Genomic DNA, 13,099 nt, shown 5'->3' on the forward strand with positions numbered 1-13,099 from the left:
TTACTGGGCTTTTCGTGCGGTGTTGATGTCCTCGTAGTCCTGCTCGTATTCGATCGGGGGAACGTCACCGATCGACGAGTGCAGACGCTGGTGATTATACCAATAGATCCAGGATGCCGTTTCCGTTTCGATCTCCCGGGCATCCCTCCATGTGCGTGCGGGGTCGAGGTCGATGAGCTCAGTTTTGTACAGTCCGATCGTCGACTCCATCATCGCGTTGTCCAAGGCATCACCGACCGAGCCGATCGAGCCCTGGAGTCCGGCGTCTGCCAGCGCGTCGGTAAACGCCAGCGACGTGTACTGGACCCCAGCGTCCGAATGGTGAACGATGCCGGTGGCGGTGAAATCCATGCGGGTGCGTCTGCGGCTGAACAACGCGTGTTCCAGGGCCATGAGCACCATCCTGGTGTCCATGACGGTGGTGACCACCCAGCCGAGGACCTGCCGCGAGTAGGCGTCGACGATGAAGGCGACGTAACAAAAGCCCTCCCTGGTCCAGGCGTAGGTGAAGTCCGCGATCCACCACTGATCCGGATGCCAGGGGTAGGTCCACCGACGGTCCACCAGGTCTGGGTGCCGGCGGTGCGCAGGATTGGCCACGGTCGTCTTCTTGCGGTGCATCCCGCGGGACACACCACGAATACCGGTGATCTTCATCAGTCGTTCCACCTGGTCACGACCAATAAGCATGCCGTCACGGATGGCTGCTTTCCAGAGCTTGCGCCGGCCATAGACCTTGCGGTTGTCCTCCCACAATCGGTAGATGCGGTGGGCGGCGTAGGCCTCATCCAACTCGGCGTCGGTGGGGCCGAAGCCGCGGGACTGGTGGGCGTAAAAGGTGCTCGGGGCAATCGCGATGCCGTGGGCAGTCAAGGTCTCGCAGATTGACTCGACCCCGAAGCGGTTCCGGTAGGTGCGGATGAAATCCACGACTACCGAAGTTTGCGGTCGAGCTCCGCCTGGGCGAAAAAAGCTGACGCCGTCTTGAGGATGTCATTGGCTCGTCGCAGTTTGGCGACTTCCTTGGCCTGCTCCTCGTAGGCAGCCTGGAGCTGCTCGTAGGACAGGGAGCCGGGCTGGGGTGCTTGTTCCTGTTGTTCTTGTTTTCGGACCCAGTTGCGCAGGGTGGATTCCTTTACGCCGAGTAGTTCGCCGATTTCTCGGCGGGCGGCTGCTTTGGAGATGTCGCCGTCTTCGAGACGTTCGAAGTACATGCGTACCGCGCGTTGTTGGGTGGCGGTGTCGTACTTGCTGGGTCGTGCCATGCTGATCGTCCTCCTAGGGTAAAACCTAGTCTCCGACCAACCCAGGCCGCCTCAGTTGTCTTCCGCGATGAGATCGGCCGAGTTCTCACTGTGCGCAAGCGAGGCACGGAGAAGTTCATGTTCCCTGGCGGAAAGCCAGAACTAGGCGAAGACGCGCTGTCTGCCGCACTCCGCGAGGTCAGTGAGGAAATCGGAGTGGTCCTGGCGCCTGACCAGCTCGAATTGCTTGGCAATTTCCAGGCTTCCGCCGCCAACGAAGTCGGCTTCGACATCGCCGCGACGGTATTCACCTGTGCGGCGCACGTTACTCCGCAGCCAGCTGCAGAGATTGAGCAGCTCGCGTGGGTGAATCCTACTCGCCCTGAACAGCCGTTGGCTCCGTTGCTCCGCGATCATGTGTTTCCGCTGCTCGATTAGCCCCCGAGCTTGCCGGATAGCTGCTGGAGGCGTTGCTCGCTCGGCCCATCCAGGCCAATGATTTCTACTGTCTTTCCCTTGTCTTGGAACTTCTGGATGATCGAATCCAAAGTCGCCACGGTGGAGGCATCCCAAATCTCGGCTATCATCATGTCGGTGCTGTTGCAAAGTTGGGCGGAGAGCAGCGAAGACTCAGTTTCTCATTCCCTGATGGCCGCTGCGTGTGGGCGTTCTCAGGCCGTCTCGAACACCCGGTTGACGATCACCGCATCCGGGTTCGGTTGCCCGTAGGCAAACATCGTGCCCTGCCCTTTCCGTAATGAATGCATCGCTTCCATCCCTTTCAACGTCCGATATGCAGACGTCCTGTTCTTAAATGCACCTTTCGGCCCGAGGATCCGCTTTAATCGACCGTGGTCACCTTCCAGCACGTTATTGAGGTATTTCACCTGCCGGTGTTCCACTGTTGGCGGGCAGATCCCCTCCGATTTCAACTCGGCGATTGCCCTGGCTCGGGAGGGTGTTTTATCGGTGTTGATCACTCTGGGATACCCGGCTGACGCATTGGATCTGAGGGCCTTGGCCAGGAAACGCTTCGCTGCCGCGACGTTACGCTTCGGGGAGAGGTAAAAATCCAGGGTATACCCACCGGCGGTGATCGCCCGATAGAGATAGCACCACTTTCCGCCGACCCGGATATAGGTCTCATCCACCCGCCAGGAACTGGCCTGCCAGTCAGGTACCAGCCGGTACCACCGAGTTCGCTTGTCCAGCTCAGGGGCGTATTTCTGGACCCAGCGGTGAGAATCGTGGTGTGATCGACCGGCACGCCCCGCTGAAGTCACCATTTCCTCCAGATCTTAGGTCAGCTCACCCGTAGCGGCAGTACCACCGCACTGCCCACAGAATGATGTCACGGGGGAAATGACGACCGGAGAAGATACCCATGGCTGTGATTATTTCACGTCGCTCTTCCTACTGCCCCAACTTTGCAACAGCACCCCTATTGACTAGATGGCAACTGTCCTTTACATTGAGTCATGTAAAGGAAACTTGTCATTAAGGATGGTTAACTATGGAAGACCGGAAATCGCAAAACATGACGTTGGTTGTCTGTGGGCTGGCGCTCAATACCGTCGCGGCGCTGATGTTGGAGAGCTTGCTCGGTTGGATCTTCGGGATTGTTGGCGTCGCGCTAATTCTTGTAGCCGTGTATCGCATGGGCCAGGACCGGCAGGCCGAGCGCCGTCGGGCAAATTCGGATCACTCTATCTAATAAAAGCGTAAGAGAATCTTATTCGTTATTTGAAAGAAGCATTGAGCGGTACTGGGGCTATCGTCAATGTTTCGCAGGCGTGCTGGGCTGGTTCAGGGTGCATGCGAATCTACTTATGTAACGAGCTGGGAAAGTCGTGTGATAGAAACTTAATCAAAATTAAGCCAAAATTCAGGTGATACGCTTTTGTTCGTCAGGCACACAGAGCCAGGCACGAACATCAGTCAGTTGCTAAAGTCCCGTGACTTTAGCCACACCCACTTGAAGGAGAAAACCATGGACGCAACTACAGCTGCTTGCCCAGGAACCACCCCAACCAACCCATACGCGCCAGGCGGCAACTGCGGTGGCGGCGGAACCGCACCAGGCGGCGATTGCGGCGGAACCGCACCAGCTGACAACTACGCACCAGCTGACAACTACGCACCAGCTGACAACTACGCACCAGCTGACAATTACGCACCAGTCGAGGACTGCCCAGGCGGCGACTGCGGTGTCGAGGGAGTCGACGAGTTCGCAAGCCTGCTGACAGACCTCGAAGGCCTCTTCGCAGCATTGTCCTAAAGCTGTCCCAAAGCTGTCCCAAAGGCAACTTTGCACTAAAGAGGTCTCCGTTCAGACTTCTTGAATCCTCCCGTTTGTGCCTGCCAGCACGCGGGAGGTTGTGCGCATCTCATGGACAATGCGTTACTAGCCTAGCGCATTCGGTCCGACAATAAGGATCAGTCGAGTGGAACTTCTTGTCTTCCTTGTCTCTCTCGTCTTGAAGCTGTGGCACCTCGTTCTTGCCGGTGTGTTGCGAATCGATGCGGTTCAATCCTGGGTTGCGTCCATCGTTTTGCTGGTAGTCACCGTGCGTGGTGTGATCGTGCCTATTGCGTGGCGGCAGCGTCTTTCGGCTCGTCGGTCGGTGCTGATGCGCCCGGAGATAGCCGCGCTGGAGAAGCAGTACGGCGAGTCTGTCCAGCCAGGAGATGTGTTTGCTCTTGAGGACGGTAAGAAGGCAATTCACCAGAAGTATGGGTACACACCGCTCGCGGGTTGTATCCCTCCGCTAATTCAGATCCCCATCATGATCGGCCTGTACCGCCTGATTTTGTGGATCGCCCGCCCCGACCAGGAGCGCCTTGCCAGCGGCGTCGGAATCTTGAGCGCCACCGACGTTGAGCAGTTTCAGCAGTCAACTTTCAACGGCATCCCCATCCCCGTGTATTTGGCGATGTCGGACTCGGAACTCAGCCGGCTTGGTGTCTCCGCTAGCGCGGCGCGCGACTTTATGGTCCCGCTTCTTGTCCTAGCCGTCTCGTTTACAGCCGTGAATATGATCGTCTCGCTGGTCAATAGCTACAACACGATGGATTGGGAATCGAAGATAGCCCGCCGCGGATTCAAATTCATCCTGGCCATGTCCCTGATCGTGCCGGGGTTTTTGCTGTGGCTCGGTCTGCACGGCCCGGTGCCTCTAGCGCTGATCGTGTACTGGTTTACCAACAACTTGTGGACGCTTACCCAATCCACCATCATCCTGGTCATTCTGCGCGCGCGCTATCCGGAGGGCGCTGAGCACAAGCGGAAGAGGCTGGCGGACCGCCGCGAACTTGCCCAGGAACGGGCCCGTCATGAGCGGGCTTTACGACGAATCAAACGTTATCGGCGGGAGATCCGTCGCGCGAAGAGTCGTCGTCAAGCATGGCATTTGCGCAAAGAGCTCACCGAGTACGAGGAGACACTGGCCGCCGTGGCTGAGCAGCAGGCCGCGCGGGACAAGGCGATTGCGAAGCGCCAGTCGCAGCTGCGGATGGCGAGGAAGATCCAGCGGGCAAGCAACGCGGGGAAGCACAGGCGGGGTAAACACAGACCAAAACCTTCGCCAATCCCGCTGTACATGCGGGTGTTGGCGAAGGTCATGAAGGTAATCAAGCCGGTGCGCACCGGGGTTGCGAAGGTGATTCCGCGCAAGCAACGTCTTGAGGTGCCAGCGGTTCCGCCGACTTGGCGACTCTAGCCTGCGACAGCCTTCGCTTCGGCGAGCGCCTGTGCGCGCTCTTCCTGGGTCAGCGCCTCGGAGGAGGACACTATGGTCGCCGCCGCCGGGGAGCGCGGGATGATTGCGGTGCAGATCGCGCCGATCAGCGCAGCGCCGGCGAAGATGTAGAACGCGTAGGTTGGGCCGAGGCCAGCGCCCAAGATCAGGCCGCCGACCAGTGGGCCGACGATGCCGCCGAGGCGTCCGAAACCTGCGCACCATGCCACGCCGGCCGCGCGGGATGCGGTGCCGAAGTAGTTCGAGGTCAGGCCGTAGGTGAGCACCTGGGTGCCTAATACGCCGATACCTGCGAGTGCAATCGGAAGATACATCGGGGCGACGGTGTTGAATTGCGGAAGGATCGCCAAGGACAGCGCCGCCAGACCAAACGTCGAGGTAATCACGGCCTTCGCACCGATCTTGTCAGCGATCCAGGACGCGAACAGGCCACCGAGTACCGCGCCGCCGTTCAAGGCAAGCAGAGAGTACAAGGAGTCATGCGCGGAAGCACCGTTGGCCTGCATGATCTTCGGCAGCCAGGTGTTCAGTCCGTAGGTGGACAACAGGCCGATGAAGGACATAGTGCCAATCAAAATGGTGCCCGGCAGGTAGGAGCGGGAGAAGATGCCGGCAAAGCCACTCTTGTTCAAGTCAGCTGCTTGCTTGGAGTTGGTTTCTTCTTTCAAAGCCGCGACTGGTTCGGACATGAACTGCGCCTTTGGCAGGCCGAAGCGCTCGCAGGTAGAGGCAGCTTCGTCGGCACGGCCGCGGCTCATGAGCCAGCGGGGGGATTCCGGCAGTGCGACCAGCGCCAGTGGCAAGAGGAAGAGCAGTGGGGATGCGCCGATCATGAAGAGTCCGCGCCAGCCGATGGCGTCCTCGAGCACGAGGGCGAGCAGCGACGCCATCACGCCACCTGCAGGAACGCCCGAGTAAACGATCGCGTTGAACAAGTTCTTGCGGTTCGCCGGCGCGAACTCCGCGATGACAGCACCGCCGGTAGCGACAATAACGCCCACACCAAGGCCGGTGACAAAGCGCAGCGCGCCGAACGCGAAGATCGAGGTGGACATCGCGGTCGCTGCCATGCCCAGGGAGAACCAGATGATTGCGACGATCATTACTTTACGACGACCAAGGCGGTCGCCCACAGCACCTGCGCCGAGGGCACCGATCATCACGCCTATCATCGCCCATGATCCTAGGGTGCCCGCCACTGCAGGGGAGAGCTCACCGATGTGGGAGGGGTCGTCGAGAAGCGTGGACAGAACGGCACCGTAGACCACGAGGTCGTATCCATCGAAGAGGATCGAGATGCCGACGATTGCTAGCACCAAATAGATGGTGCGTCGGTGTGCGCCGGACGCCCAAGTCTGGTTGGGGGTCTGCTCTAAGGCGGTGGACATAGTGCGCTCCTTGAGTGAATGTGATTTGTGATACCAGACACATTCAATCGGGATTGTCTTGTGTGTGAAACTAGGGAAGTGCCCAAAGCTGCACTGGGGGTGCAAGTGCGCAACTCGAAACTACTGGCCCTCCAACTCCTTGATCCGCGCCTTCAATTCGCGGATTTCTTCGATATAAGGGACCAGGCGCTCGTCGATAGTGTCTTTGGTCCAACGTGGCTGGATATGCTTCACGCAGTTCTTGTCCGTAGCGGTAACACTGACGACGATCGCACGTCGCGAAGGCTGATCCGTCAGAGAGCGCAGCAGCTCGGGATCATCCTCGACGATTCGCGCATGCCCGAACACCTTCAGGCGGCGACGGGTGGGATAGTCGATAAAGAACATGGCGACGCGGCCGTCGCGGTCGAGGTTTCCGGTGGTCACATACTGGTTGTTTCCGCGTAGCTCGGCCCAGGCAAGCGTGGTCGGGCTGAGCTGCTTGACGAATCCCGCTGGCCCGCCCCGGTGCTGGATGTATGGCCAGCCACTTCCGGTGACAGTGGAAAGGAAGAATGAATCGGCGCCCTTGATCTGTTTCAGGTCGCGGGGATCAAATTCGAATGGCCCCTGCCTGGTGGGAAGCGTTGTGCTAAGCGTGTTCTGACGGCGGCGTACGTGCTCGTCGTAAGCCAACTGCTCATAGGTGATGTCTTCCATGGCGGGGCCTCCTCCGGTGGTTTTAGTTCATGCTAGCCATCTTTTCTGCGACCGCGGGCTTGAATGCGACGAAAAACGCCATGAGTCCGATGGTGATGAAGATGTGGCCCAAACCCGCGATGCCGGAGATGGCGGGGGAGATGTCTGACTCGGGGGTGCCCTGGACGGTGACCATGCCGTGGATCAGCATCATGGTGACAGTGGTGAGTACGCCGATGTTGTAGGTCCAGAAGAAGACGGCAAAGGATTTGCGGCCGGAGAGGTGGAAGACCGCGTCCAGTAGCAACACGATGAGGAACACAATGAATCCCAGCGTGAGCAGGTGGGTGTGCAGGACGTTGAGTTGGGAGAAATCATCGAGTGGGAAGTCGTTTCTCTTGGTGTACTCGCGGAAAAATAGGCCTGCGAGCAGCCCGAGGACCATGTACGACAAGGGAGCATAGAAGTTCTTGACCATAGCCTTAAGCCTATGATCTGCGGTTTTGTTTCACATCGGCTGGCAGGTTGGCTTTTCGGTCAGCCGAACGGTTGATTGGTTTGTGTTTCGGGGTGGAACTAAAGGTGGCCTGCCCACGAGTTATTGCCGGGAATATTGTCTGGAACTTATGCTTGTTAGAATTTTCCGAACCATCCTGGAGCCGCTATGACGACGACTACGAGTTCTCAAGCTCATCCCGAAACGCCACCGAGGAAAAATCAGCTCATTCCGATGCTGCTGGGTCCGCTGCTGGGGCTGGGCCTTTTCTTCCTCCTCCCCGACACCCTCGAAACTCCGGGCAAAGCAGTAGCCGCTTGCGCACTATGGATGGCGCTGTGGTGGATCACCGAGCCGGTACCCATCCCTGTGACCTCTTTGCTGCCGATTGTGCTGTTTCCACTCTTCGGTATGGGAACACTGCAGGAGGTGGCCAGTCCCTATGCGAACTCCGTCATCTTTCTCGTCCTAGGCGGTGTCCTACTGGGATTGGCAACGGAAAAATCCAACCTGCACATCCGCATCGCGCTTCTGACGGTGCGGTTGGTGGGTACAAAGCCTTCCCAGATCGTGCTCGGACTGATGATTGCCTCGGCGTTCATTTCTGCCTGGGTGTCCAACACTGCGACCGCCGTGATCATGGTTCCGATCGCCTCATCGATTCTGCACCTAGTGCGTTCGGTTGATAAAGACGCCGGGGGCACAAAGTTTGCCGCGTCTCTGCTGCTCGGCGTGGCATACGGCGTGACCATTGGCTCCACTGCAACTCCGATTGGGCAGCCCCCGATGGCGCTGATGAAGGCGTTCTTGCTGGAAACATACGACTTCGATCTTTCTTTCGGCCGTTGGATGCTCGTCGGCGTGCCGTGGGCGATCGTCATGGTTGTGTTGGCTTGGCTGGTGTTAACCAAGTTTGTGTACCGCCCTGAGGTGGATGAAATCCCAGGTGGCAAGCAGCTCATCGCTAATGAAATCGCCAAGCTGGGACCGATGAGCACTGCCGAAAAGCGGGTTGCAGCGGTCTTCTCGGCGGCGATCATCTTCTGGGTAGTTGTGCCGTTCATTAGTGAGATTCCCGTCGTGGCGGAGTACGTGCCGTGGCTAGCTAGCCTCTCCGACGCACAGATCGCCGTTGCCGCAGCTATCTTGTGCTTCATCGTTCCGAATGGTGAAACTGGTGGCGAGCGCGCGTACTCACGCCTGCTGCAGTGGCCAGATGCCAAGGAAGTCCCGTGGGGGCTGCTGCTCCTGTTCGGCGGTGGTCTGTCGCTGTCGGCAATGTTCACTCAGACCGGATTTTCCGAATGGGTGGGTGAGCAGGTTGCTGGCCTTGCGAACCTGCCAGCCTGGGCAATCATCCTCATCGTCATGGTGGTCAGCCTCGCCTTGACGGAACTGACCTCCAACACCGCAACCGCGGCTGCGTTCTTCCCGATCTTCGGTGCAGTTGCTGTCGGCGTGGGCATTGACCCGTTGGTCATGACGATCGTGGTGACTCTCTCCGTCTGTTCGGCGTTCATGCTCCCAGTGGCAACCCCGTCCAACGCAGTGGCGTTTGGTTCTGGTGACATCACCATCAAGCAGATGGTGCGCGCAGGCGTATGGATGAATCTGGTGGCTTTGGTCCTGATCATGATCGTGATGTACACCCTGGTGCCGCTGGTGTTTGGAGTGTCTATCTAGTTTGGGGCCGCTGTCGTCGCCAAGCTCGGGCTCAGGCGACGACGGTTCGTTCGCGATTACGTACATTGCAATACCATGTACCGCGGTGTAGCATGTACCTTGTAATGCAAAGTACCTAGGAGGTGCCATGGCCCCCAAGAAGCCGCCCACCCAGCTGCGCAAAGGTGCGATCGAATTAGCGATCCTCACCCTGCTTGACCGCGAAGAACTCTACGGCGCCGAGCTCCTCGAGCGACTTTCCAGCTACCCCGGCCTCGCCGCCCCGTCCGGAACCGTTTACCCGCTACTCACGCGACTCACCACAAAAGAGCTGGTCACAAGCCGCTGGGAGGAATCGCCCAAAGGCCCGCCACGCAAGTACTACTCGCTTACCCCGCAAGGCCGAGCGATGCGCGACCAACTCGCCTCCGACTTCCAACAAATCACCGAGGACATGCTCGCCCTCCTGCACCCCGAAAGGCGCACACCATGAACCGCTATCTCGAAGCCATTGCTGCAGCCCTGCGCGAGCAGCGTATGCCACGTCGCCAGATCGACAGTATTGTCGCTGAGCACCGCTCGCTTATCGACGACCTCCTCGCCACGGACACGAATCTCACCGATGAACTGGGCGCCCCGGAGGTTTACGCCGCCGAGGTCGCGGCGGGGATCCAGCGCCGGGAGCCGCAGCTTTTGGGTTTCGTTCCCGTGAACCTGCTCGGTGCCTTCTCTCGGGACTCCCGCCGCAAGATGTGGGACCCACAAGACCCACGAGTCTTGCAACCGCACCAGCTAGGAATCGGCTGGTCGATCAACTGGGGAGCCGTGGCGGTGAAGCTCGGCCTGATCCAACCCGACGATATCGACCACGACGTCATTGCCTCCATTCCGCGGCCAGCTTTGCGAGCGGCTCAAGCGGTACCAGCTGTGGTGACTGCCGCCCAGGGGTGCATGCTGGTGCGTCGTTGGCGTTCATTGCCGGATAGTGTTCACACTCAGTGGGCGATGGACGGTACGCCTAAGGGAGCGAGATGCTCGAAGAACGCACTCAGCTTGAGCCTGTTTGTGAGTGCTGTCGCCACCGCAGCTGCTCTGATCCCGGCTATGCGCGGTGACCGGGAGGACTCCCTCAACGCCGCCTCCCTGGCCTCCGTCGCTGCGGGTATCACTACTGGTCAGCTCGCTGGCGCTGTCGCTGAAGCTGGTGGCGACGAGCGCGCCGGCAACACCGCCCTCGGTGTGATCCTGGGGTCGCTGGTGGCCTCCGTCGCTGTGATCACCGCTCCGATCTTCGCTGGGCTGCGCGCGGTGTGGCGCCGCGAAGGTGTGGCGTAATTTCTCGCACATTGACCTCTGCAGAATGACCTTTACCGAGTGGGCCGGATCCGGTTCAATGGTAAAGGTCGGTCTGCGAAGGTCAGTCTGGCGGGGGGAGAAGCAGGAGAGCATGGAGAACATCATTACAGAGAGCGCGGTCCGGTTCCATGCCTCCGCTGCGAACGAGGCCGGTTTCGACATTATCGCGACCGTCTTTCGCAGCCCCTCGCACGTCACTGAGCAACCGGCCGCCGAAATCGAGCAAATCGCGTGGGTTGCTCCCGTGCATCCTGACCAGCCCCGTGCTCCGCTTCTTCGCGATTTCGTGTTCCCCCTGCTGCAATAGCCAAAGTGCGAGCTACAGTCTGACCAGCACCACCGCCGCCGCGAGACCCCCGAACGCCAAAGTGACCTTTGCAGACCGACCTTTACCAAGAGGGCGACTATTGCCCACTCGGTAAAGGTCGGTCTGTAAAGGTCAGTTTGCCAAGTTAGCGCGCAGCGCCCGACGCAGCGCCCGACGCAGCGCCCGCCCCAGCGCCAGCCGCCTCCGCATCAGCCACCCGGGCACCAACGCCCGCAGGCTCTTCCTCATGCAGCGTCGGACGCAGCAGCAACATGGCGATCACGATCACGATCAGGACCGATGCCTCGTGGACCAGCATGCCGATCGACATGGTGACGTCACCCAGGAGCACGCCGGCCAGCAGCACAGCCACGGTGAACAGCGCGATGCCGATGTTGACCTTCATGGTGCGCACGGTACGCTGAGCCAGACTCAACGCGTATGGCAATCGTGGCAGCTTGTCGGCCATCAGCGCGATGTCGGCGGTTTCGATCGCGGCGGGGGAGCCAGCTGCACCCATCGCCACGCCGATGTCGGCCTGGGCGAGCGCCGGGGTGTCGTTGACGCCGTCGCCGACCATGGCCACGGTGAGACCTTGACCCTGCAATTCCTTCACGATGTCCAGTTTGTCCTCGGGCAGCAACTCGGCGCGGACTTCGTCAACTCCCAGCTCAGCGGCCACGTTGCGGGCGACGCGCTCGGCGTCACCGGTCGCCATAATGACCTTGACCCCGCGCTTGTGCAGCGCATCCACGGCAGCAGGCGCATCGGCACGGATGGTGTCCGCCACGGCGACGATGCCCACAGCTGCACCATTTACACCCACATACATTGCGGTCTTGCCCTGCTCGTTGAGCTCCAAGATGCGCGCATTATCAGGCGCAACCTCGAGTAGTTCGGCGGAACCCACAGTTACCGAGACACCGTCGACCTCTGCAAGGATGCCCTTGCCGGTCACAGGTTCGGCGTAATCAACCATGTCCACCTGCAGTCCGCGGTCCTCGGCACCGCGGATGATCGCCTCGGCCAGCGGGTGCTCGGACGCGGTCTCGGCGCGCGCCGCCAACGTCAGTACTTGCTCGGCGGAGTAACTCGGGTCCAACACATCGACGTTGGTAAGCACTGGCGTGCCGTTGGTCAACGTGCCAGTCTTATCGACGACCACCGCGTCCACCTTCGCCGAAGTCTCCAGGTACTCGCCGCCCTTGATCAACACACCGTCCTTGGCTGCGCGTCCGATGCCTGCGACGATGGATACCGGAATCGAGATCACCAGTGCGCCAGGGCACGCGATGACCAAAAGCGTCAGCGCAAGTTCGGTGTTTCGCGTAATCAGGCCGACCAAAAGGGCCGCGACCATCACGCCGGGGGTGTACCACTGGGAGAACTTCTCCAAGAACGTCTGGGTCTTCGCCTTGTCATCTTGCGCGTCCTCAACGCGGCGGATGATTTTCGCCAGGGTGGAGTCCGCGCCAATGCCCACTGCCTCCACGCGCAGCACTCCCGAACGCAGCCAGGTACCTGCGAAAACCTCGGAGTCCTCGGCCTTTTCGGCCGGCACGGATTCGCCGGTAATGGTTGCCTCGTCCACGCCACCGCGGCCCGACACGACTCGACCGTCTACCGGGATCTGCTCGCCGTTGCGCACCAGCACGATGTCGCCGGGGACCAGCTCCCAGATTTCCACCTGCACGGGCTCGTCGTCGCGAAGCACTGTCGCGGTTTCAGGGGCCGCATCGACTAGGTCCGACAGCGCCTTCCGGGTCTTGTTCAACGTCGCGCGTTCCAGGGCCTTGCCCAGCGCGAACAGGAAGGTCACCGCCGCGGATTCCCACCAGTTCTGCAGGAATAGCGCGCCGATGGCCGCCACCATAACTAAGAGGTCTATCGAGATGACCTTGATCCGCAGCGCCTGGATCGCCGACACCGCGATCTGCCAACCGACGACAACCGCGGCCGCGATCATGAGGGCGTCGGAAAGCCTGCCTTGCGTGAGCCACGATGCCACGATGAGCAAGCCTGAGACTATCACTACTCGCCATGATTTCATTTTCTTCACATCTTTCTGTTCTAGTTGCTGACACTTCACACGCTATGGCCTGGCGCCGAGGCAGTCCTTGACCCAGATCAATCAGCGCGAAATTAGCTCTGACATGCACAAAGCCCGCTTAGCGACGATGCGTTAAGCGGGCTTCGAGCCTGCAGTGGGT

At 59.9% G+C, this 13,099-nt stretch carries 12 protein-coding genes, 3 pseudogenes and 1 other annotated feature; of the genes and pseudogenes, 8 read left to right on the forward strand and 7 right to left on the reverse strand.

Translation table 11 applies throughout. From position 1 onward, the window contains the following. A protein-coding gene (locus QP027_RS11950) for an IS3 family transposase (protein WP_284825092.1) occupies positions 1 to 1,265 on the reverse strand; the annotation gives its coding sequence in 2 pieces (ribosomal slippage) (positions 1 to 974 and positions 974 to 1,265; 1,266 coding nt in all). After that, positions 844 to 975, reverse strand: a sequence feature (AL1L pseudoknot). Its footprint overlaps the gene before it by 132 nt. Positions 1,266 to 1,307: 42 nt before the next feature. Between QP027_RS11950 and QP027_RS11955 the strand changes: the two are divergent. Further along, positions 1,308 to 1,682: pseudogene (locus tag QP027_RS11955) on the forward strand (NUDIX hydrolase); the annotation flags it as partial. Here QP027_RS11955 and QP027_RS11960 read toward each other — a convergent pair. Both QP027_RS11960 and QP027_RS11965 read right to left on the reverse strand, forming a co-directional pair. Beyond that, positions 1,679 to 1,837 (reverse strand): annotated as a pseudogene (locus QP027_RS11960) (SulP family inorganic anion transporter); the annotation flags it as partial. The pseudogenes QP027_RS11955 and QP027_RS11960 sit on opposite strands and share 4 nt — an antisense overlap. 78 nt (positions 1,838 to 1,915) lie before the next feature. Further along, positions 1,916 to 2,630, reverse strand: a pseudogene (locus QP027_RS11965) (IS6 family transposase). Between the two features lie 127 nt (positions 2,631 to 2,757). On the opposite strand from QP027_RS11965, the gene QP027_RS11970 reads away from it, so the two are divergent. The 3 genes from QP027_RS11970 (at position 2,758) to yidC (ending at position 4,963) form a co-directional block, all read left to right on the forward strand. Continuing rightward, entirely contained in the window at positions 2,758 to 2,958 is a 201-nt protein-coding gene (locus QP027_RS11970) for a hypothetical protein (RefSeq protein ID WP_284825093.1), read from the forward strand. Between the two features lie 276 nt (positions 2,959 to 3,234). Beyond that, positions 3,235 to 3,522, forward strand: coding sequence for a hypothetical protein (locus QP027_RS11975; protein ID WP_284825094.1), 288 nt, complete (start codon positions 3,235 to 3,237; stop codon positions 3,520 to 3,522). 166 nt (positions 3,523 to 3,688) lie between these two features. Beyond that, positions 3,689 to 4,963 (forward strand): membrane protein insertase YidC, encoded by a 1,275-nt coding sequence (gene yidC, locus QP027_RS11980; protein WP_284825095.1) that lies wholly within the window; start codon positions 3,689 to 3,691, stop codon positions 4,961 to 4,963. Here the strand turns inward: yidC and QP027_RS11985 are convergent. The 3 genes from QP027_RS11985 to QP027_RS11995 all read right to left on the reverse strand — a co-directional run bounded on the left by QP027_RS11985 (position 4,960) and on the right by QP027_RS11995 (position 7,546). Then, a complete protein-coding gene (locus QP027_RS11985) occupies positions 4,960 to 6,390 on the reverse strand; it encodes an MFS transporter (RefSeq protein WP_284825096.1) in 1,431 nt (476 codons plus the stop codon). The genes yidC and QP027_RS11985 overlap by 4 nt on opposite strands. Before the next feature lie 120 nt (positions 6,391 to 6,510). Then, positions 6,511 to 7,089, reverse strand: coding sequence for a pyridoxamine 5'-phosphate oxidase family protein (locus tag QP027_RS11990; protein ID WP_284825097.1), 579 nt, complete (start codon positions 7,087 to 7,089; stop codon positions 6,511 to 6,513). Between the two features lie 22 nt (positions 7,090 to 7,111). Continuing rightward, positions 7,112 to 7,546: a DUF2871 domain-containing protein gene (locus QP027_RS11995; RefSeq protein ID WP_284825098.1), complete on the reverse strand. Its 435-nt coding sequence runs from the start codon at positions 7,544 to 7,546 to the stop codon at positions 7,112 to 7,114. Positions 7,547 to 7,732: 186 nt separating this feature from the next. Between QP027_RS11995 and QP027_RS12000 the strand changes: the two genes are divergently transcribed. The 4 genes from QP027_RS12000 to QP027_RS12015 all read left to right on the forward strand — a co-directional run bounded on the left by QP027_RS12000 (position 7,733) and on the right by QP027_RS12015 (position 10,889). Next, a complete protein-coding gene (locus QP027_RS12000) occupies positions 7,733 to 9,247 on the forward strand; it encodes an SLC13 family permease (protein ID WP_284825099.1) in 1,515 nt (504 codons plus the stop codon). 127 nt (positions 9,248 to 9,374) lie between these two features. Then, complete coding sequence (locus tag QP027_RS12005; protein WP_284825100.1) at positions 9,375 to 9,719, forward strand: PadR family transcriptional regulator; 345 nt, start codon at positions 9,375 to 9,377, stop codon at positions 9,717 to 9,719. Then, positions 9,716 to 10,561 carry an HAAS signaling domain-containing protein gene (locus tag QP027_RS12010; protein ID WP_284825101.1) on the forward strand — a complete coding sequence of 282 codons (846 nt, stop codon included), beginning with the start codon at positions 9,716 to 9,718 and terminating at the stop codon, positions 10,559 to 10,561. The genes QP027_RS12005 and QP027_RS12010 overlap by 4 nt, the downstream gene beginning before the upstream one ends. Positions 10,562 to 10,673: 112 nt before the next feature. Next, entirely contained in the window at positions 10,674 to 10,889 is a 216-nt protein-coding gene (locus QP027_RS12015) for an NUDIX hydrolase (RefSeq protein WP_284825102.1), read from the forward strand. A gap of 145 nt (positions 10,890 to 11,034) precedes the next feature. Here QP027_RS12015 and QP027_RS12020 read toward each other — a convergent pair whose 3' ends face one another. After that, positions 11,035 to 12,948: a heavy metal translocating P-type ATPase gene (locus QP027_RS12020; RefSeq protein WP_284825103.1), complete on the reverse strand. Its 1,914-nt coding sequence runs from the start codon at positions 12,946 to 12,948 to the stop codon at positions 11,035 to 11,037. Positions 12,949 to 13,099: the final 151 nt, after the last annotated feature.

This window comes from Corynebacterium breve (assembly GCF_030252165.1).
GTDB lineage: Bacteria > Actinomycetota > Actinomycetes > Mycobacteriales > Mycobacteriaceae > Corynebacterium > Corynebacterium breve.